Origin of the sequence: Mycobacterium sp. (genome assembly GCF_035499775.1) — a bacterium.
Lineage (GTDB): Bacteria > Actinomycetota > Actinomycetes > Mycobacteriales > Mycobacteriaceae > Mycobacterium.
The window spans coordinates 1-18,648 of record NZ_DATJYB010000381.1 but is presented as its reverse complement, the minus strand read 5'-3'; the positions used below and the strand labels follow the sequence as shown (position 1 = coordinate 18,648).

Annotated in this window: 16 protein-coding genes and 3 pseudogenes; 11 read left to right on the top strand and 8 right to left on the bottom strand. The window is 66.9% G+C overall.

Features of this window, described 5'->3' with window-relative positions; genetic code table 11:
- The 5 genes and pseudogenes from VML93_RS23560 to VML93_RS23540 all read left to right on the top strand — a co-directional run.
- A pseudogene (locus VML93_RS23560) lies at positions 1–561 on the top strand (type VII secretion protein EccC); the annotation flags it as partial.
- Between the two features lie 69 nt (positions 562–630).
- Entirely contained in the window at positions 631–930 is a 300-nt protein-coding gene (locus VML93_RS23555) for a PE domain-containing protein (protein WP_325614693.1), read from the top strand.
- A gap of 9 nt (positions 931–939) precedes the next feature.
- Complete coding sequence (locus VML93_RS23550) at positions 940–2,139, top strand: PPE domain-containing protein (protein WP_325614692.1); 1,200 nt, start codon at positions 940–942, stop codon at positions 2,137–2,139.
- A gap of 75 nt (positions 2,140–2,214) precedes the next feature.
- Positions 2,215–3,996 carry a serine/threonine-protein kinase PknH/PknJ gene (locus VML93_RS23545; protein WP_325614691.1) on the top strand — a complete coding sequence of 594 codons (1,782 nt, stop codon included), beginning with the start codon at positions 2,215–2,217 and terminating at the stop codon, positions 3,994–3,996.
- A gap of 60 nt (positions 3,997–4,056) precedes the next feature.
- Positions 4,057–5,784, top strand: a complete 1,728-nt coding sequence (locus VML93_RS23540) for a serine/threonine-protein kinase PknH/PknJ (protein WP_325614690.1) — start codon at positions 4,057–4,059, stop codon at positions 5,782–5,784.
- A 42-nt stretch (positions 5,785–5,826) separates the two neighbouring features.
- Here VML93_RS23540 and VML93_RS23535 read toward each other — a convergent pair whose 3' ends face one another.
- Both VML93_RS23535 and VML93_RS23530 read right to left on the bottom strand, forming a co-directional pair.
- A complete protein-coding gene (locus VML93_RS23535; RefSeq protein ID WP_325614689.1) occupies positions 5,827–6,600 on the bottom strand; it encodes a TIGR03084 family metal-binding protein in 774 nt (257 codons plus the stop codon).
- On the bottom strand, positions 6,600–7,907 hold the full coding sequence (locus VML93_RS23530; protein ID WP_325614688.1) for an MFS transporter: 1,308 nt from the start codon (positions 7,905–7,907) through the stop codon (positions 6,600–6,602). The genes VML93_RS23535 and VML93_RS23530 overlap by 1 nt, the downstream gene beginning before the upstream one ends.
- 139 nt (positions 7,908–8,046) lie before the next feature.
- Here VML93_RS23530 and VML93_RS23525 point away from each other — a divergent pair, with 139 nt between their 5' ends.
- Entirely contained in the window at positions 8,047–8,655 is a 609-nt protein-coding gene (locus tag VML93_RS23525) for a YqgE/AlgH family protein (protein ID WP_325614687.1), read from the top strand.
- 54 nt (positions 8,656–8,709) lie between these two features.
- Here VML93_RS23525 and VML93_RS23520 read toward each other — a convergent pair whose 3' ends face one another.
- From VML93_RS23520 to VML93_RS23510, 3 genes are all read right to left on the bottom strand, one after another.
- Positions 8,710–9,714 (bottom strand): bile acid:sodium symporter family protein, encoded by a 1,005-nt coding sequence (locus VML93_RS23520; RefSeq protein ID WP_325614694.1) that lies wholly within the window; start codon positions 9,712–9,714, stop codon positions 8,710–8,712.
- Between the two features lie 22 nt (positions 9,715–9,736).
- Entirely contained in the window at positions 9,737–10,087 is a 351-nt protein-coding gene (locus VML93_RS23515) for a hypothetical protein (protein WP_325614686.1), read from the bottom strand.
- Positions 10,088–10,237: 150 nt separating this feature from the next.
- A complete protein-coding gene (locus tag VML93_RS23510) occupies positions 10,238–11,350 on the bottom strand; it encodes an LpqN/LpqT family lipoprotein (protein WP_325614685.1) in 1,113 nt (370 codons plus the stop codon).
- A 180-nt stretch (positions 11,351–11,530) separates the two neighbouring features.
- Here VML93_RS23510 and leuS point away from each other — a divergent pair, with 180 nt between their 5' ends.
- On the top strand, positions 11,531–14,401 hold the full coding sequence (leuS, locus tag VML93_RS23505) for a leucine--tRNA ligase (protein WP_325614684.1): 2,871 nt from the start codon (positions 11,531–11,533) through the stop codon (positions 14,399–14,401).
- Here the strand turns inward: leuS and VML93_RS23500 are convergent.
- Both VML93_RS23500 and VML93_RS23495 read right to left on the bottom strand, forming a co-directional pair.
- A complete protein-coding gene (locus VML93_RS23500) occupies positions 14,398–15,069 on the bottom strand; it encodes an SDR family oxidoreductase (RefSeq protein ID WP_325614683.1) in 672 nt (223 codons plus the stop codon). The two genes, leuS and VML93_RS23500, sit on opposite strands and share 4 nt — an antisense overlap.
- Positions 15,070–15,137: 68 nt before the next feature.
- Complete coding sequence (locus tag VML93_RS23495; protein ID WP_325614682.1) at positions 15,138–15,893, bottom strand: NHL repeat-containing protein; 756 nt, start codon at positions 15,891–15,893, stop codon at positions 15,138–15,140.
- Here VML93_RS23495 and VML93_RS23490 point away from each other — a divergent pair.
- On the top strand, positions 15,880–16,164 hold the full coding sequence (locus tag VML93_RS23490; RefSeq protein ID WP_325614681.1) for a hypothetical protein: 285 nt from the start codon (positions 15,880–15,882) through the stop codon (positions 16,162–16,164). The genes VML93_RS23495 and VML93_RS23490 overlap by 14 nt on opposite strands.
- A gap of 182 nt (positions 16,165–16,346) precedes the next feature.
- Here VML93_RS23490 and VML93_RS38685 read toward each other — a convergent pair.
- Positions 16,347–16,451: pseudogene (locus VML93_RS38685) on the bottom strand (DUF2510 domain-containing protein); the annotation flags it as partial.
- A gap of 286 nt (positions 16,452–16,737) precedes the next feature.
- Between VML93_RS38685 and VML93_RS23485 the strand changes: the two are divergent.
- The 3 genes and pseudogenes from VML93_RS23485 to VML93_RS23475 form a co-directional block, all read left to right on the top strand.
- Positions 16,738–16,845 (top strand): annotated as a pseudogene (locus VML93_RS23485) (DUF2510 domain-containing protein); the annotation flags it as partial.
- A 108-nt stretch (positions 16,846–16,953) separates the two neighbouring features.
- Entirely contained in the window at positions 16,954–17,562 is a 609-nt protein-coding gene (locus VML93_RS23480) for a hypothetical protein (protein WP_325614695.1), read from the top strand.
- 117 nt (positions 17,563–17,679) lie between these two features.
- Positions 17,680–18,648, top strand: a 969-nt coding sequence (locus VML93_RS23475; protein ID WP_325614680.1) for a protein phosphatase 2C domain-containing protein, incomplete at its 3' end; no start/stop codon positions are given.

The window sequence follows — 18,648 nt, the reverse complement described above, 5'->3', positions numbered from 1 at the left end:
AGCCGCTTCACCCCCGAGCAGGCGCAGATCAGCATCATCGATCCCAAGACGTCGCTCATCGGCAAGATCCGAGGTCCGCACGTGCGCGCCTACGCCTACACCCAGGACGACATCGACGCGGTGATCGAAGGATTGGCGCAGATCATGCGCGACCGCCTGCCGCCGTCCGGACTGAGCCAAGAAGAACTGCTGAACCGCACCGCATGGCAGGGCGCGCACCACTTCCTGCTGATCGACGACGAGCACGAGTTGCGGCCGCACGGTGTGATCGGCAAGAACGCGGCGACGGCTCCGTTGTGGGGATTGCTCGACCGCAGCCGAGAGATCGGCCTGCACGTGCTCGCCTCGCGGTTGCCCGGGAACTGGGCGGGCGTGTCGGTGACGAACCCATTCCTGCAGAAGATGACCAGTTCGCGAGCGCCGACGCTGTTCATGGACAACGACCCCGCGGCCGTGAAGGTCTTCGGCCGGGTCAGCGCGCAGCAATTGCCGGCGGGCCGGGGCCTGCTCGTCACGACCGACGGCGCGATCGAAGGAGTGCTGGTAGGAGCGCCGGAATAGCTGACTCGACAGCTTGCGTGACCGTCCATAAACTCAGACAACTTCGGGCCAAGCAAGGGAGATAGACACATGGGTGGCTTGTTCAGCATGATTCCGGGTGCCGTCGATTTGTCGGCCGCCGCCGAGGCCGGGATCAGCGAGGAGATGGCGGCCACTACCGCGGCTGGGGCGGCGGCGCTTACCGGCGTACTGCCGATGGCTGCCGACGCCGACTCCGTCGAGTTCGCGGCCGCGCTGAACGCCGCCGGGGCTGCGTACCTGGCCACCTCGACCGAGCATGTCGGGCAGCGGGCCGGCTTCGCGGGTGCGCAAGGCATAGCTTCTGTCACCACGACCGCCGTCGAAACGATCAACGCGGGCCTGCTCTAAGAGGACAGCATGCCCGACCCCAGGTGGACAGGTCCCCCCGAGCTGATCGCGCTGATCTTCGAGGCAGGCAGCGCGGCGTCGGTGCTAGCCAACAATCTGGTGTGGGTCACTGAGACCGCGAACAAGGAACTGTCGATGGGTCTTTCGGCAGTCAACACGATTGCCACGGCCGCGCAGTGGCAGGGTCTGGGCGCGATCGCCTCGATGGTTGCGGCGACCGGCCTCAACGCGGGACTGCAGACACTGGTCGGCTGGACCGCGCACAAGATCAACGTCACCCAAGCGGCCGTGGAGGCCTTCGTCATCGCGCAGTCCACGGTCATCCCGTCGGTGGTCTCCCAGACCAACCGGGACGAATGGGTCGTGCTGAACGCCACCAACTTTTTCGGTCAGAACACCCCGGGCATCGTCGAACGTGATACCGAGTACTTCGGCGTCCACTGGCCGCACAATTCGCGCATCGGCTGGACATATTCGGGCACCACGCACGCGCTGATCGCCGCACTGGGCATTCCCCCACCCGCTGCACCGATGGGCGCGTCGCCGGCCACCCCGGCTGCGGCCGCGGCAGCGGTCGGGCAAGCCGCCGGACAAACCGGGATGGGCGACGCAATGCAGGTTTCGGGCCAGGTCGGCCATACGGCAGGGCAGGCGGCGGCCGCGCCCGCCGATGCCGGCGGCCAGCTGAGTTCGCTTATGCAGCAACCGATGTCGATGGTGTCAAGCGTGACCGAACCACTCAAGGGGATGGTCCAGGCGCCGATGCAGGCGCTGCAAGGTTTTGGCAGCCTGCCGCAGTCCATGCTGCAGTCCATGGCCGGCATGTTCCCCGCGGCCGCGTCGCCGAATGCGGCTGCGGCGGTCGCCGAGCCGGTGCTGGCAGTGGGCGGTACCGCGGGTGGTCTGGGCGGCGCGTCGGCCGGTGGGGCAAGCGGGCTGGGTGCCTTCCCCGGCGCCGGATTGACCAGCTACACCAGGCCCACCAGCAGTTTCGAGCCGGAGAACGGCGGGCGGCCGGTCGGCCTGCGCGCCGGTGTGCTCAATGCCGCCGAAGTACGCAGCCCCACCACCTCGGCAGGGATGGGCGGCGCTCCGATGCCGATGACGCCGGCGGGAATGTTGGCGCGGGGCAGCGGCGGTGAGTCCGACAAGGACGCCGTGACGCGCGCCCGCGTTGTCGTTGCCGGTCACCCGCACGACGCGCGCTGACGCCGCATGCGACGGCCGCATACTGGACAGGTGATTGCCGTGCCAGCTCAGCTCAGCGATGGCGCGGCCTAGGAGATGCTCAGCGCCGGGTCGGTGTTGGCGGGGTACCGGATCGAACGGGTGCTGGGCGCCGGCGGTATGGGCGTCGTCTATCTGGCCGCTCACCCGAGTCTCCCCCGCTCCGACGCGTTGAAGGTGCTCAGCGGCGAGCTGTCGGGGGATCCAGATTTTCGCGCCCGGTTCGTCCGGGAAGCTGATATGGCCGCTCGCCTCGACCATCCCAACATCGTGTCGATCTATGACCGTGGGCAATCCGACGAGGGCCAGCTGTGGATTGCGATGCAGTTCGTCGACGGTACCGACGCCGACCAGGCATTGCATGCGGGCACCATGAACCCGGCGCGCGCGGTGTACATCGTCGGCGAGGTTGCCAAGGCGCTGGAATACGCCGGTCAGTGCGGAGTCGTACACCGCGACGTCAAGCCGGCGAACTTCCTGCTGTCCGGACCCGTCGGGCCTGACGAGCGGGTCTTGTTGGGGGACTTCGGGATTGCCCGGGCGCTCGGTGATGCGGGGTTGACGGTCACCGGTTCGGTGATGGCGACACTGTCGTACGCGGCGCCGGAGGTGCTCAGCGGCCAGCCGTTCGACGGTCGGGCGGATCTGTATTCGTTGGGATGCTCGCTGTTTCGCATGCTGACCGGTAAGGCGCCGTTCGCGTGGGCCGAAGGCATGGCGGCCGTGGTGGCCGCGCACTTGCAAGCTCCGCCCCCGCGGGTCAGTGAGTGGGCCCCGGGGCTATCGCCGCGCATGGACGCGGTGATCGCGACCGCGATGGCCAAGGATCCCGCCCGCCGCTTCTCCTCGTGTCGTGAACTCGCGGCAGCCGCCGCGGACGCACTCGGTGCACCCAGCGTCCCGTCGGGCTCCCTGACTGCCCCATGGCAATCGAGTCCGAGTCCGGACCTCGGTTCCTACTCGCGACCGACGGATACGAACGGACCCGGGTGGTGGCAGCCGGGCGGGGCTCGCACCACGATGGCTCCGTCGGCGCCGCCCCGCTACCCGTCGCTACCCCCGCCGCCGAATCCGCGGCGACCTCGCCGCCGCATTGCGGCCGCGGCGGCTGTCATCACTGTTGTCGCCGCAGCAACGACCGCGGTGATGCTGGCTACGGAATCGCATCCACAACACAGCGCGTTCCCACCCGCATCGAGCACGCCGGCGTCCGGCAGCCTGCCGTCCAGCGCGACGACGTCCGCCCCGGCGGGCGGCCCGGCGGCACCGGTACCCACCTCGGCGCTGAGCGGGTTTTTGCTGCCCGCGGAACAGATCGCCACGATGATCGGCGTGCCCACAATGCAAGTCGTGGAGTCATCCGCGGACTCATTTGCCGACGTCTCGTCCTATATCTCGGAGAAAGACTGCACCGGGCCCTACCAACCCGCTGACCGGGCGAGCTACGCCAACTCCGGAGCGATCGGTGCGCAGCTTCAGTTCATCAAGAATCCCGCCGGTGCCGACGCCGTCCAGCAAGCCGTCATTGGCTTCCACACCGCTGCTGCCGCCCAGAAGGCGCTCGCCGATCAACACCAAAAGTGGTCGGCATGTGCTGGGCGAACCTTCACGCTGACCCTTCCCAACGAGTCACCGCACCAATGGGCCTTCAGCCCGCTGACTACCCCCGACGGCATTCTGGTGCTGACAACGTCCCGAGAAGGCAAAAGCTATATGGGTTGTCAGCGTGCACTGACCGCGCGCAACAACGTGATCGTCGACGTCGGCTCGTGCTCTTTCAACCTCGACAAGAAAGGCGTCGATCTGCTCAAGGCGATCGCCGCGAAAATCCCGCAGTAGCTGCAGCGCTGTCGCGGGCAACGGGAGGGATGCGGGCCGGCGATTAATTATTAATGTGGGATGACGATGAGCACGCTGGGCGCCGGGTCGATGGTGGCGGGCTACCGCATCGAGCGGGTACTGGGGTCCGGCGGCATGGGCACGGTCTATCTGGCCGTCCACCCGAGCCTTCCGCGGTATGACGCGCTGAAGGTGCTCAATCCGCAACTGTCCGGTAATCCCGCATTCCGCGCCCGCTTCAACCAAGAGGCGGATATCGCCGCTCGACTGGATCATCCCAACATCGTGTCCGTCTACAACCGTGGGCAAACCGACGAAGGTCAGCTGTGGATCGCCATGCAATTCGTCGACGGCACCGATGCCGACAAGGCGATGCGATCGGGGGCCATGACGCCCGCACGTGCGGTGTACATCCTGGGCCAGGTCGCCAAGGCGCTCGACTATGCCCACCAGCTCGGGGTGGTGCACCGCGACGTCAAGCCGGCGAACTTCCTGCTGTCGGGGCCGGTCGGGCCTGACGAGCGGGTTTTGTTGGCGGACTTCGGGATTGCCCGCGCGCTCAGCGATGTGGGATCGACACACACCGGCTCGGGAATCGTGACACTGCCCTATGCGGCACCCGAGTCGCTGGCCGGCGGGCCGGTTGACGCTCGGGCCGACCTGTACTCCTTGGGATGCAGCCTGTTTCGGATGCTCACGGGTAAGGCACCGTTCGCATCGGCAGACGGGATCGCCGCGCTGGTGGCCGCGCACCTGCAAGCGCCGCCTCCCACCGTGACCGATCAGGTGGCGGGATTGTCACTGCGGATGGATTGGGTGATCGCGACCGCGATGGCCAAAGATCCCGCCCAACGGTTTGCATCGGCGCGCCAGTTCGCGGTCGCCGCCGCCGAGGCCCTCAACGACGCCGCACTCGGTGGCCCGACCCCGCACTGGGGGCATCACGGCCAGACACGCCCAGCTATGTTGCCGACGCCACCTGGCTACCAGGTTGGCCCGGCCTTGCCACCCTGGCCGCCACCGGCCCCCCGGCGGCGCCGACGCACGATCGCAGCGCTGGCCGCCGCCGTCCTGGTGCTCGCGGCCATAGCCGCCAGCGTGGTAACAGTCGTCGCGCGGGGACATTCACGACCCACCGCGGCGCCACCGGCATCGACCGCAGCGGTGTCACCTTCGAGCTCGGCGGCCACCACCACCGCTGCTGGTCCGGCACCGCCGGCACTGGCCACGGCGCTACCGGGATTCCTGCTGACCACCGAACAAATCGCCGCCGTATTCGGCGTCCCCTCGATGACTGTTTCCAGCTCTTCCAGTCATGGACTCACCGACAACACCCCCGCGATCTCTGAAAAGGACTGCACCGGCCCGTATTCTCCGGCTGACCTGGGGGCGTTAGGCCGCGCCGGATCGATCGGATCGCTGATTCAGATCCTGACCAACCCGACCGGGCCCAACGGTGCGGCGCAGGCGGTGCTGGCGTTTCCCTCCGCCGATGCGGCCCAACGGGCGCTTGCCGATCAACGCCGGCAGTGGTCGGCGTGCTCGGGGCGAAGCTTCACGCTGACGAACCCCGGCGAAACCCCGACACGGTGGACGTTCGGCCCGCTGACCACCCCCGACGGCAGTCTGGTGATGACGTTCACCGCCCAAGCGCGCAGCTCCGTGGGTTGTCAACGGGTATTGGCGGCCCGCAACAACGTCCTTATCGACGTGGCGGCCAACGGATTCAACATCGGCAACCGCGGCGTCGACATCGCCAACGCCATCGCGGCGAAAATCCCCCAGTAGGCGTCTCTTCGCGCGCCGGGCGCGCTCATCGACCGGGCGCGCTCAGCGCCCCGGGCCGGGAGGCCCCGCGAAGGCTTGAGCTATCTCCAGCCAGCGCTGAGCGTCCGTCCCCACCGCCGTGATGTCTAGGGTGTCCAACGCGCGCCGCTGAGTGACCAGGAAGCAGAAATCCAGCGCGGAACCGGTGACGCGCTGCGCCGCATCGGGCGGACCCCAGGACCAGGTGTCGCCGCCGGGTCCCCGCAGCTCGACCAGGAACGGGTCGGTCGGGGGTGCCAAATTGTTCACGAAGAAGGCGTAGTCGCGGGTGCGCACTCCGAGATGTGCGATGGAGCGCAACCGCTCGGTGGCAGGGCGGTCGACGCCGAGAGCATCGGCGACGTCCAGGCCGTGTGCCCAGGTCTCCATCAACCGCGCTGTGGCCATCGAGGCGGCGCTCATCGGAGGCCCGAACCACGGCAGCTTGCGCCCGTCGGGAACAGTCAGCAGCGCGTCGTACAGCCGTGCGCGAGTGACCCGCCAGTCGGCGAGCAGCTCGCCCGGCGCCATGGCCGCCAGCTCCTCGGCACCCGCGTCGACGAATCCGGCGGGATCGACTGTTGCGGCGGCCAGTACCTCGGCGAACCCCGCCTCGTCGGTGATCGAGGTCAACGACACCCGATCCGTCCAGAACAGGTGCGCGATCTGGTGCGCGATGCTCCATCCCGGCGAAGGCGTCGGATCTGCCCATCGCTCCGCCGGCAGGGGCGCGACCAGTGCGTCGAGGTCGTCGCTTTCGGCGCGTAGGTCGGCCACGATCGGTGCTGGACCCGCCATCATTGCCTCCTGTAAGGATTGTCGGCTGCATCCGAGGGCTGCTCACGACGTCCGAGGATGCTGTGCACGACGAGCCCGACGACATAGATGCCCGCCCCGAATAGCGCGAACCCAGGCGCGTGCCCGTCGTCGGGAATCAAGGTCGCGGCGATGGTTATCGAGATGATGAATGCGACCCAGAACAGCGCGTCCTGCATGGCGAAGACGTGTCCGCGAAGGGCGTCGTCGACATCGATCTGGATCGCCGAGTCGGCGCACAGCTTGATCATTTGGCCGGCTACGCCGAGGAGGAGGCCGCATCCCACCATGATCGGTATCACCAGCCCGGCGCCGGCGATCTGGATGACCACCGCCGCGGCCAGCGCACAGTTGGCCGTGGCGTAGCGGCCCCACCGTCGCACCATGAACGGAGTGAGCGCCGTGGCCGCGAAGGCGCCCAGGCCCGCCGCGGCGAAGAAGATCAGCGCGGTGCCGAACCCTCCGGCCGCAGGCGATTTCAGGTGGTGGACGAGTAATAGGAGAACCAGCGAGTTGATGCCGACCGTCATCCGGTGCGCGGCCAGCGCGGACAGGGTGGCACCGACCGTCGGGCGTTGCGCCACCGTGCGCGCGCCGTGTACCCAGCCGGTGAGCACCGCGTAGACGGCAGATCCGTGGATCGCGCGCCGCGTGTCGTCGGGGCCGAGTACCCGGGGGCCGAATCGCCACGACAGCAGCAGCGCGATCAACAGCGGAATCGCGACGATGAAAATCACCGCCGAGGAGCCTTTGTCGCCGTCGCCGGCGAGCCAGCGGGGCAACAGCATGAAGTTGGCGCCCAGAAACGCGGCGACCGCGCCCGCCGCCGTGGCCACCGAGTTCATCGTGACGACCCGTTCGCGCGGAACCACGTGGGGCAACGAGGCCGCCAATCCGGACGTGACGAAGCGGGCCAAACCGTTGGCCAGCAGCGCCAAACAAAGCAGCGGCACCTCCCCGGCCCGGATGGCCAGAATCGTGCCGATCGCGGCGACCAGCACCAGCCGCGCGCCGGTGGCACCCACCAGCACCAGACGTCGATCCCAGCGGTCCATCAGCGCGCCGGCGAACGGTCCCAGCAGTGAGTAAGGCAGAAACAGCACGATGAAGGCGCGCGCGATGGCCATCGGGTCGGCGGCCCGATCCGGGTTGAACAGCAGCGCTCCGGCCATCCCCGCCGAGAACAGGCCATCGCCGAATTGACTTGCCATGCGCACCTGCAGCAGTCGCCAGAAGTCGGGCATGCTGCGCACGGACCGCCAAATGTCGACGGGTGCGCTCCCCTGCATCCGGGGTTGATCCACAGAACCCACTTCCAACGATCGGGGCCACGCCAGGTTCACCTTTCCCGCCGCCTCAACAACACTACAAATATTGATCGGCCACGCTTGTTTACCCCGACGATGCTGTCCGGGGTGCCATTATGGAGTGGTGCCGCAGCCCGAGGACCCCGAGGACTATGTCGCACCCGCCGCGCAACGGGTGCGGGCCGGTACGTTGCTGCTGGCCAACACCGACCTTCTGGAGCCGACATTTCGGCGCAGCGTGATCTACATCGTCGAGCACAACGATGGCGGCACGTTGGGCGTGGTGCTCAACCGGTCCAGCGAGACCGCGGTCTATAACGTCTTGCCGCAGTGGGCCAAACTTGCAGCCAAGCCGAAGACGATGTTCATCGGTGGGCCGGTGAAGCGCGACGCGGCGCTGTGTCTGGCGGTGCTGCGGATCGGTGCCGAGCCAAACGGTGTACCGGGTTTGCGGCATGTTGCCGGCCGGATGGTGATGGTCGACCTGGATGCTGAACCCGACCTGATCGCGCCGTTGGTGGAGGGGGTGCGAATCTACGCGGGGTACTCTGGCTGGACCATTGGGCAGCTCGAAGGCGAAATCGAGCGTGACGACTGGATTGTGTTGTCCGCCTTGCCATCCGACGTTCTGGTCGGCCCGAGATCAGACCTGTGGGGGCAGGTCCTGCGGCGCCAGCCGCTGCCGCTTTCGCTGCTGGCCACCCACCCGATCGACGTCAGCAGAAACTAAGCCTAAGACTTCTCGACGCGAGTGTGCGTCCGTCGAACGTGCGGGATATGCACGTCACTTTTCGTCCCTGTCCCCCACGTTCGGCGAGCCCGGGCCCGCTTGGCGGCCAAGCCTGCTGGCGATCACCGAGCAGACGACCAGCTGGATCTGATGGAAGATCATCAGCGGCAACATGCTCAAACCGACTGTGGCGGCGGGGAAAAGAACGAGCGCCATCGGAAGGCCGGAGGCCAGGCTCTTTTTGGAACCGCAGAACAACAGGACGATCGCGTCACCGCGGTCCAGCTGGGCGAGCCGGCCGGTGACCCAGGTGCAGACCAGCACGATTGCGAGCAGCACGGTGGCCACGATCGTCACCGAGACCAGCTGCCACGGGTCGACACTCCCCCAGATTCCCTGGACCACGCCCATCGAGAAGGCCGTATAGACGACCAGCAGGATGGATCCGCGGTCGACGACCTTGAGCAGTGCGGCATGCCGGGCGACCGGCGCGGCGATCCACGGCCGCGCCAGCTGCCCCGCCGCGAACGGCAGCAGCAACTGCAACACGATGTCGCGGATCGCGGTGGCGTCGACGCGGGGCGCGCCGCTGGTGTTCATCAGCAGCACCACCAGTAGCGGCGTCAGCACCACGCCGAGGATGTTGGACAGCGACGCGCTGACGATGGCGGCGGAGACGTGTCCGCGGGCGATCGAGGTGAACGCGATCGAGGACTGCACAGTGGACGGGACCAGGCACAGAAACAGCACCCCGTTGTACAGGTCGATGGTCAATACCGAGGGCACCAACGCCCGCGCGGCCAGCCCGAGCACCGGGAAGATCACGAACGTGGTGGCCAGCACCAGCAAGTGCAGCCGCCACTGACGCAGGCCATGCCAGGCCTGCTGCGGCGACAACCGGGCACCGTAGAGGAAGAACAACAACGCGATCGCGGCTTTAGCGGCCAGGGACACGTGCCGGGCGGCCGTGCCGTGGGCCGGGAGGAGGGCGGCGAGGGCCACCGTCGCCACCAGCGCCACCAGAAACAGGTCGACCGGGCCGGTCGACAGCCGCTTCAGCACGACGTTCGAAGCATCGTCTTCAGTGGCAGGACAGCGTGCACACCGCGCAATTGCCGGCGCAGTCGGCCGGCTCGAAGTTGGAAGGCTGCCGGCGCAGCACAAAGCGTGCGCTCTGCAGGGACCCGGCAGCCAGCGTGCCGAAAGCGCCCGCGGCGCAGACGATCACCAGCATCAGCGCGGTGTGCGGTGCCGCCGCGAGGGCCACCACACCGCCGGCCGCCAGCATTACCGCAGCCGCCAATTGTGTCGGCGCCATGGCACGCAGCGCCGCCTGGGTGGTGTCGACGGCGGGGGTGTGAGAAAGCGACCAGGTTCCGAAGCTGGCGGATACCACCGCCGCACACACGCACAGCACACCCGCGATCAGCATGGGCTCACAATACGAGTCCGGCCGCCGATCCGCTTGCCGGGCTCCCCGCTTCGCCGGGAGGGCCTCTCGTCGAGCGTGCACCCACTGCGATTTTGAACACGATTTTTCGCAACGGTTACACGTTCGGCGCAAGGCGTAACGCCAGACGGGCTAGCGTGGCGGGGTTCCCAGCAGGTTGAGGTGCAAGTTCGGCAGGGGCGGCAGTCCGGGCAACAGGGCCAGCAGGCTGGGCGTCGGCTGCGGGGTGAGCGACTGGCCGGGCGCTGGTGCTGGAACACCGGCCGGGGCTAGGCCGGGCACCGGTGCTGGAACGCCGGCCGGGGCTAGGCCGGGCACCGGTGCTGGAACGCCGGCTACACCGGGCGCCGGAACTCCGGCTGCCGCCACACCGGGTGCTGGAGCCGCGGCCGGCGCAGCAGCGGGCGCTTGGGTGGGCACCGCCGGTGGCGGGGTTCCCGGTGCCGTCACGCGGAACCCGTTGATGATGGCGTCGGTGGACGGCCCGTCGGCAACCGCCTGCGAAAAGGCGGTAGTCACAGTCAGCGTGACCAGGTATTTATCCTTGCCGGACGTAGCGATGACATGGCGCCGCGAGGTGTTGAGCATCATGTCGTTTTGCCGGTAGGCGCCCTCGATGATCGACGAGGGGAAGCCCATGAAGTCAGCCTGCGAGGCGTTGGTGGTTTGCCACGCCATCAGTTGCTGGCTGTCGGCGAAGCCGTGCGTGATCGCCTCTCTGGGGTCGAAGTCACCGACCAGCCGATACACCACCAGCTGGGCGTTCGACGTGTATAGGCTGTTGCCGAGCCGGTCGGCGATCACTGCGAACGCGTCGGGCACATTGGGGTCGGGAACCTGAGTCCAGCGGGTGGGTACCGGCAGCGTGATGTCGAGGCCCTTGAACGTCTGAGGCTTCTGCACTTCGAGCTTGACGCCCTTGGACTGGAGGTAGTCGCGGAGCGTTCCAGTGACCGGCGCGGGCACCGTGGCCGGCATCGGAGCCACCGCGGCGGGTGCCGGGGCGGCCGACGGAATGGGTGATGCGGCCGGGTTGGACCCCGGCGGAGTCGCGACGACCCGGTTGGTGTTGCCGGGGACGCCCGCGCCGCCTTGTGGTGCCGGCGCCGCGATGCCGGGGATAGGTGGGGGTGCCGGCTGCAAAGGAGCCGCGGACGCGGTGGCACCGGCGAAGGCGGTGACACCGATCGCGCCGGCAGCCAGTCCACCCGTGACCGCCTGCCATGTCCGTGCGACCTGAAACATCTGCGTTGATCCTTCCTACCCGGGCTCAAAAACCCGTCGTTTGGCCGACTGTAACTAGTGTTCAAACACGGTGAACAGGCTCGAAATCGAGCTGGGATGAAGCTCTGATCGGTGCGCTACGCAACCGATATCAACCTGTGGCCGGCAAGTCCGGGCGCGTCGCCCTTATACCCTGTTCAGGTGACCGAATCCCCGACCGCCGCGCCCGACACGCCGCGACACCGATACAACGCGGAGCTGGCGCGTCGTATAGAAGACACTTGGCAGGACAATTGGGCCAGGCTCGGGACGTTCATTGTGCCCAACCCGGTCGGCTCGCTGGCTCCGGCGGACGGTTCGCCCGTGCCCGAGGACAAGCTGTTCGTGCAGGACATGTTCCCCTATCCATCGGGTGACGGATTGCACGTCGGACATCTGCTGGGCTACATCGCCACCGACGTCTACGCCCGGTACTTCCGGATGCTCGGCCGTAATGTGCTGCACGCCTTGGGGTTCGACTCATTCGGCCTGCCCGCCGAACAATACGCGGTGCAAACCGGCACCCACCCACGCATCCGCACCGAGGCCAACATCGTCAACTATCGGCGTCAGTTGGGTCGTCTGGGACTGGGCCACGACAGCCGACGAAGTTTTTCCACCACCGACGTGGAGTATTACAAGTGGACGCAGTGGATCTTCCTGCAGATCTACAACGCCTGGTTTGACATCGCGGCCAACAAGGCTCGGCCGATCTCGCAGCTGATCTCCGAATTCGATTCCGGTGCACGCGGTCTCGAAGACGGCAGAGACTGGGCGACGCTGTCGGCGGGGGAGCGGGCCGACGTGATCGACGGCTGGCGACTGGTCTACCAGTCGGACTCGATGGTCAACTGGTGTCCGGGCCTGGGCACGGTGCTGGCCGACGAAGAGGTCACCGCCGACGGCCGCAGCGACCGCGGCAACTTCCCGGTATTCCGGAAGCGGTTGCGGCAATGGATGATGCGTATCACCGCCTACGCGGACCGACTGCTCGACGACCTCGACCTGCTGGATTGGCCCGATCAGATCGTCACCATGCAGCGCAACTGGATCGGCCGCTCCACCGGCGCGAAAGCGCTGTTCTCGGCGGCCGGCACTGACGGCCGGGTGCTCGACATCGATGTGTTCACCACCCGCCCCGACACCCTGTTCGGCGCGACCTACCTGGTGCTGGCCCCCGAGCACGACCTGGTCGACGATCTGGTGGTCGGCGCCTGGCCGGACGGGGTTGACCCGTTGTGGACATACGGTGCCGCCACACCGAAAGAGGCCGTCGCCGCCTACCGCCGGGCCATCGCGGCGAAGTCAGATCTCGAGCGGCAGGTGAGCCGAGAGAAGAGCGGAGTCTTCTTGGGCAGTTACGCGACCAACCCGGCCAACGGCAAGCCGGTACCGATCTTCATCGCCGACTACGTGTTGGCCGGATATGGCACCGGCGCGATCATGGCGGTGCCCGGCCACGACCAGCGGGACTGGGACTTCGCCCGCGAACTAGGTCTGCCGATCGTTGAAGTCATTGCCGGAGGTGATATTTCGGAGGCCGCTCATTCCGGTGACGGCCTGCTGGTGAACTCGGGTTATCTCGACGGCATGAGCGTGGCGGCGGCCAAGGAGGCCATCACCGCACGCTTGGAATCCGAAGGTCGGGGCCAGGCTCGCATCGAATTCAAGCTGCGGGACTGGCTTTTCGCGCGGCAACGCTACTGGGGTGAGCCTTTCCCGATCGTCTACGACAGCGACGGACGTCCGCACGCGCTCGACGAGGCAGCGCTGCCGGTCGAACTGCCCGATGTGCAGGACTATTCGCCGGTCTTGTTCGACCCTGACGACGCCGACAGCGAGCCGTCGCCGCCGCTGGCCAAGGCGACCGAATGGGTGCACGTAGAACTGGACCTGGGCGACGGCCTGAAGCCCTACACTCGCGACACCAACGTCATGCCGCAGTGGGCCGCCAGCTCCTGGTACGAACTGCGCTACACCGACCCGCGCAACTCAGAACGCTTCTGCGCCAAGGAAAACGAAGCTTATTGGATGGGGCCGCGGCCGGCAGAGCACGGTCCCGGTGATCCCGGCGGCGTCGACTTGTACGTCGGGGGTTCCGAACACGCGGTGCTGCACCTGCTGTATTTCAGGTTTTGGCACAAGGTCCTCTATGACCTCGGGCAGGTCAGTTCTCGGGAGCCCTGCCGCAGGCTGGTCAACCAGGGCATGATTCAGGCCTTCGCCTACACCGACGCTCGCGGGTCTTATGTACCGGCAGACGAGGTGGTCGAGCGCGGCGACGGCTTTGTCTACCCGGGGCCCGACGGAGAGATCGAAGTCTTTCAGGAGTTCGGGAAAATCGGTAAGAGCCTCAAGAATTCGATATCACCCGACGAAATCTGCGACGAATACGGGGCGGACACCCTGCGGGTCTACGAGATGTCGATGGGACCATTGGAGGCTTCCCGTCCGTGGGCGACCAAGGACGTCGTCGGCGCGCAGCGCTTTCTGCAGCGGGTATGGCGGTTGGTGGTCGACGAGAACACCGGCGAAACGAGGGTGATCGACGGTGCACAACTGGCCACCGACACGCTGCGGGTCCTGCACCGCACTATCGCCGGAGTAGCCGAAGACTATGCGGCACTGCGTAATAACACCGCGGCTGCCAAGCTGATCGAGTACACCAACCACTTGACCAAAGAACACCGCGACGCGGTGCCGCGTGCGGCGGCCGAGCCGCTGGTGCTGATGTTGGCGCCACTTGCCCCGCACCTGGCGGAGGAGATGTGGCTGCGACTGGGGCACACCACCTCACTGGCGCACGGCCCGTTCCCTCAGGCCGATCCCGCCTACCTCGTCGACGACACCGTCGAATACCCGGTGCAGGTGAACGGCAAGGTGCGTGGCCGGGTGGTGGTGGCCGCGGACGCGGACGCCGACACGCTGAAAGCCGCCGCGCTGGATGACGAGAAGGTGCAGGCGTTCCTGGCGGGTGCCACCCCGCGCAAGGTGATTGTGGTCCCCGGCCGCCTGGTGAATCTGGTCGTCTAAATGCGGCGCGGGCGGAGCACCACGTCGCGGAGATGACCATCGGGCGGGGTCGCCACCGCGTTGGCGACCGCCGCCGCGACCGTCTCGGGCCGCAAAAACTTCGCCGGGTCGTACTCGCCGCCCTCGAACTCCACCAGGTCACGCTGCATGTCGGTGTCGGTCCGGCCCGGATATATGCTGGTCACCCGCAGTTCCGGCTCGTCGTTGCGCAGCGAGTCGGCGAACGCCCGCAGCGCAAACTTGCTGGCTGAATAGGAGGCCATACCCGGCGAAACGTTGAGCCCTGACCCCGAGTTGATGAACACCACCTGACCGCCGGCCTGGCGCAGCGCCGGCAGCAACGCAAGTGTAAGGGCCACCGCCCCAAAGACATTGACATCGAAGGTGGCGCGCCACTCGTCGACGCTTGACTCGGCGACCCCGCCGGTGAAGGAAACGCCCGCGTTGTGCACCAGCACGTCGAGTTCGTCCACGATTTCGCAGCTCGCCTCGATCGCGTCGTGGTCGGTCAGGTCCAGCGGAAAGGTTGTGGCGTCGAGCCGATCCGCGACGGCATCGAGCCGGTCAGAGGGCCGACCGGCCAATAACAGGGTGTGCGTCGGCGCCAATGCCGTGGCGATGGCTGAGCCGATGCCGCCACCGGCGCCGGTGATGAGTGCAGTTGGCATACAGCCATCTTCACGGATTCGTGGTGCGGCCGTCGGCGCGGCCCGATGTGCTCAGCCGCATCCCGGCCTCATCCCGCCCCCAGTTTCACTACCCGGTTATTGCTCGAGTCGGTGACGTAGGGGTTCCCGGCGCTGTCCACGGCCACGCCGGAGGGGCGCTTGAGGTCGCCGAACGGCAGCGCGGTTGCGCTGCTCGATCCTGCCGCCAGCTTGAGCACCCGGTTGTTGTTGGTGTCGCTGACGTAAAGGTTGCCGGCGCGGTCTACTGCCACGCCGTCCGGTTTGTTGAGGCCCGTGAACGGCAGCACGGTCTGGGTGGAGGAATCTGGCGTGATTTTCAGTACCCGATTGTTGCCGCTGTCGGCGACGTAAAGGTTGCCGGCGCGGTCCACTGCTATACCGGTGGGTTTGTTGAGGCCGCTGAACGGCAACACGGTCTGGGTGGAGGAGTCGGGCGCCATTTTCAGTACCCGATTGGACCCATCGGTGATGTAGACGATCCCGTTGCTGTCCACCGCCACGCCGTGGGGGCGATTGAGCCCGGCGAAGGGGAACTCGGTCGTGTTGTCGGAGTTCGCCACCAATTTCAGCACCCGATTGTTTCCCGAGATGGTGACGTAGAGGGCGCCTGCGGCATCCACCGCCACACCGGTGGGGCTGCCCAGACCGTTGAACGGCAGCTCGGCCGAGTTGCTTGAGCCCGCCGCCAGTTTCAGCACCCGACCGCTGCCCGAGTCGATGACGTAGACCGTCCCCTCGCTATCCACCGCCACCCCGACGGGGTGCTCGAGGCCGGTGAACGGCAGCACCATGGGTGACCCCACCGGCGAAGTGGATTGCGTGGTTTGCGCCGACGTCGGTGCCGGTTGCGTGGTTTGCGCCGACGTCGGCGCGCCCGGCGTCGTGGCGGGCTGGTTAGTGCTGGGACTACCGGTGCCGTTGGCTCCGTGGCTGCCTGTCAAGACGAACCTGTACACCAACGCGCCGGCTATGGCTAACACCGCGATGATCGCCGCGATCAAGATCGGTGTCCGGAACACTCGCGACGAGCGGCCGGCCGCGGCTCGACCCGACGGTGATCGGTTCGGCTGTTGATCCGGTGGGGCCGGAGGCGGGGACGGCGACGTAGCCGGGGGCACTTGGGTGGGTGGGAGCGTCCGCCCCGGCTGCGTCGGCGACGGCGACAGTCCCGGCCGCTGCTGCGGTGTCGGCGCTGTGGGCACTGTCGGCGCAGTGGGCACTGTGGGCGGGATGGACTGGGGTGCGGGTCGCGAGACCGGCTTTCGCTGGCGGTGCGGCGTCCAATCTTGACCGTCCCAGTAACGCTGTGCCTTCGAGTCGAGTGGGTCGTCGTACCAGCCCGGCTCGTCGGGTGTCGTCACAGAGATCCTCCCGGTTCGCCGAACTGCACCCGTTAAAACGGTCAACGAAAAATAGCGCGGGCGTCCAACATCGGTGATGTTCGCGGGTCATTATTGTCCGCACCGCATCGGTCCGCAAGGACGGCTTGGGCGGCTCGTCGTCGTCGTGCCGTAGCTATCCCGCCACTATCGAACGGCGCGAGAATCCGCCTAGAATCCGTTGAGATCCTCCAAGGTTTCCGCATCAACCTTGCCATGATTGCGCGTAACGAACGGTAGTAGCAACGAACCCGCAGAGAGAACGAACATGACGAGTCAACTACCGCCAGCTGGCTGGTACCCGGACCCCACCGGCCAGCCGGGCCAAATGTATTGGGATGGCCAGGCATGGCACACAGGCGCGCCGGCCCCGACCGCGGCCGCGGCCGCCCCAACGATGATGAGCCCTCTCAACGCCGGTCATGAAGCGGAGCCCAGGGGCTCGGTCCTTCCGGTCTATTTTGTTGCTGACGAGTCGGGTTCGATGGGCCGCAACATCGGTGAGCTGAATGAGGGCTTGGCGTCGTTGCATGATGCGTTGCAACGTGAGTCATTTGCCGCGGCGAAGGTGCGGTTCTCGGTGATCGGGTTTTCCGACACGGCGTTCACCTATCTAGAGCCCGCTGATTTGCGCTTACTCCAGGGGATGCCGGTGCTGACTGCCCAGGGCATGACGTCGTATGCGTCGGCGTTTGATCAGCTCGCGTACCGGATCGGGGTCGACATTCCTGGTCTGAAGGCGCAGGGATATACGGTGCACCGCCCGGCGGTGTTTTTCTTGACGGATGGTCTGCCGAACGGACACGAGGATTGGCGGTCGGTGCGGGCGAACTTGTTAGCGCGGCCGGCGGCGCCGAATATCCTTGCTTTCGGCATCGGGGATGCCGACGCGGCGACCGTGGCGGAGTTGGCGACCAAACCCCACTTCGCATTCGTCGCCGCCCGTGGTGTGGACACCGGCGCCGCGATCTCGGAGTTCCTGACCTCGCTGACGCAGTCGGTGATCAGTTCTGGGCAGGCGTTGGCCACCGGCAGTGCCGAGTTGCAATTTGAGAGACCAGAAGGATTCACCTTGGCCGTGGACGTGGTCTAGGGGCAGGCGTTGATGGCCGGGTGGCGCAGTCGAAAACACGGGAGGCCCGACGACGATGACAGCCCGACCGGTCCGCTGAATTTGCCCGCGGTCGAGCCACCGCCAACCCCAGACGGGTTGATCGCAGTCAGGACCAGCCTCGGGGTGTCCGGCGCGTCGGGTGTTGCCCAGGTCGTCGGTAGCACCGCTGTCCCGCAGATCATCGTGGGATCACCTTCCCCGCCAACTGAACCCGCCGCGATCGGCCCGAATTACCGTTCGCTGCCGTTTCATCCCGATGTGGTCATCGACGGGTGGTCCACCGATGTTGTGACGCTGCGTGGGGTGTCGCAGCGCGGGCATTTGCACCGCTACAACGGCGCGCCGCGCCAAGACGATTTCGTGGCCCATCGCCTGCCCGACGGGCGGGTGATTGTCCTTGTCGCCGACGGTGTTTCGCAGGCTCCGCAATCGCATATCGGGGCCGCCACCGCCACCAGGCAGGCAGCCGAATGGCTGCACTGCCACCTTAACGGCGACACCGCCGACATCGACTGGATGGCCCTGCTCAAAAGCACGGCGTGGGCGCTGATCGAACGAACCCAAACCCTGCTGGAACTTGAGGCACCGGACCCGCGGCGCGCTGAGGAGCAACTCGCGACGACCCTGGTGTGTGCGGTGATCGAGCCCACCGGTCCCGCAACCCTGCGCGCCTTCCTGGTGGGTGTGGGTGACTCGGGTGCCTGGGTGCTGTCCGCGGGGCAGTTCGTGCAGATCCTGGGCGGAAAGTCGTTGTCCGCCTCCGGGATTGCGTCCTCGGCGGTGGTGGGCCTGCCGCGGGTGCCCACCGAGGTCGCACCCGTGGTGGTCGAGATCGCCAACAACGAGGTGCTGTTGATCGGCACCGACGGAATCGGCGATCCGCTCGGGACCGGACAAGGTGGGGTGGGCAACCTGCTGCGCGAAGTATTCGATCAACCCGGCGCGCCGTCGCTTATCGAGTTCGCCCACGCCGTCGACTTCAGTCGCGAAACCTTCGACGACGACCGGACTTTGGTCGCGGTGTGCTCTAAAAGAGAGCCACCCCAACAGATCCCGGTAAAGGTG

Coding starts and splice junctions, on each gene's coding strand:
- VML93_RS23555 (WP_325614693.1), top strand. CDS start 631: ATGGGTGGCTTGTTCAGCATGATTCCGGGTGCCGTCGATTTGTCGGCC.
- VML93_RS23550 (WP_325614692.1), top strand. CDS start 940: ATGCCCGACCCCAGGTGGACAGGTCCCCCCGAGCTGATCGCGCTGATC.
- VML93_RS23545 (WP_325614691.1), top strand. CDS start 2,215: ATGCTCAGCGCCGGGTCGGTGTTGGCGGGGTACCGGATCGAACGGGTG.
- VML93_RS23540 (WP_325614690.1), top strand. CDS start 4,057: ATGACGATGAGCACGCTGGGCGCCGGGTCGATGGTGGCGGGCTACCGC.
- VML93_RS23535 (WP_325614689.1), bottom strand. CDS start 6,600: ATGGCGGGTCCAGCACCGATCGTGGCCGACCTACGCGCCGAAAGCGAC.
- VML93_RS23530 (WP_325614688.1), bottom strand. CDS start 7,907: ATGCAGGGGAGCGCACCCGTCGACATTTGGCGGTCCGTGCGCAGCATG.
- VML93_RS23515 (WP_325614686.1), bottom strand. CDS start 10,087: ATGCTGATCGCGGGTGTGCTGTGCGTGTGTGCGGCGGTGGTATCCGCC.
- VML93_RS23510 (WP_325614685.1), bottom strand. CDS start 11,350: ATGTTTCAGGTCGCACGGACATGGCAGGCGGTCACGGGTGGACTGGCT.
- VML93_RS23500 (WP_325614683.1), bottom strand. CDS start 15,069: ATGCCAACTGCACTCATCACCGGCGCCGGTGGCGGCATCGGCTCAGCC.
- VML93_RS23490 (WP_325614681.1), top strand. CDS start 15,880: ATGGGTGACCCCACCGGCGAAGTGGATTGCGTGGTTTGCGCCGACGTC.
- VML93_RS23480 (WP_325614695.1), top strand. CDS start 16,954: ATGGGCCGCAACATCGGTGAGCTGAATGAGGGCTTGGCGTCGTTGCAT.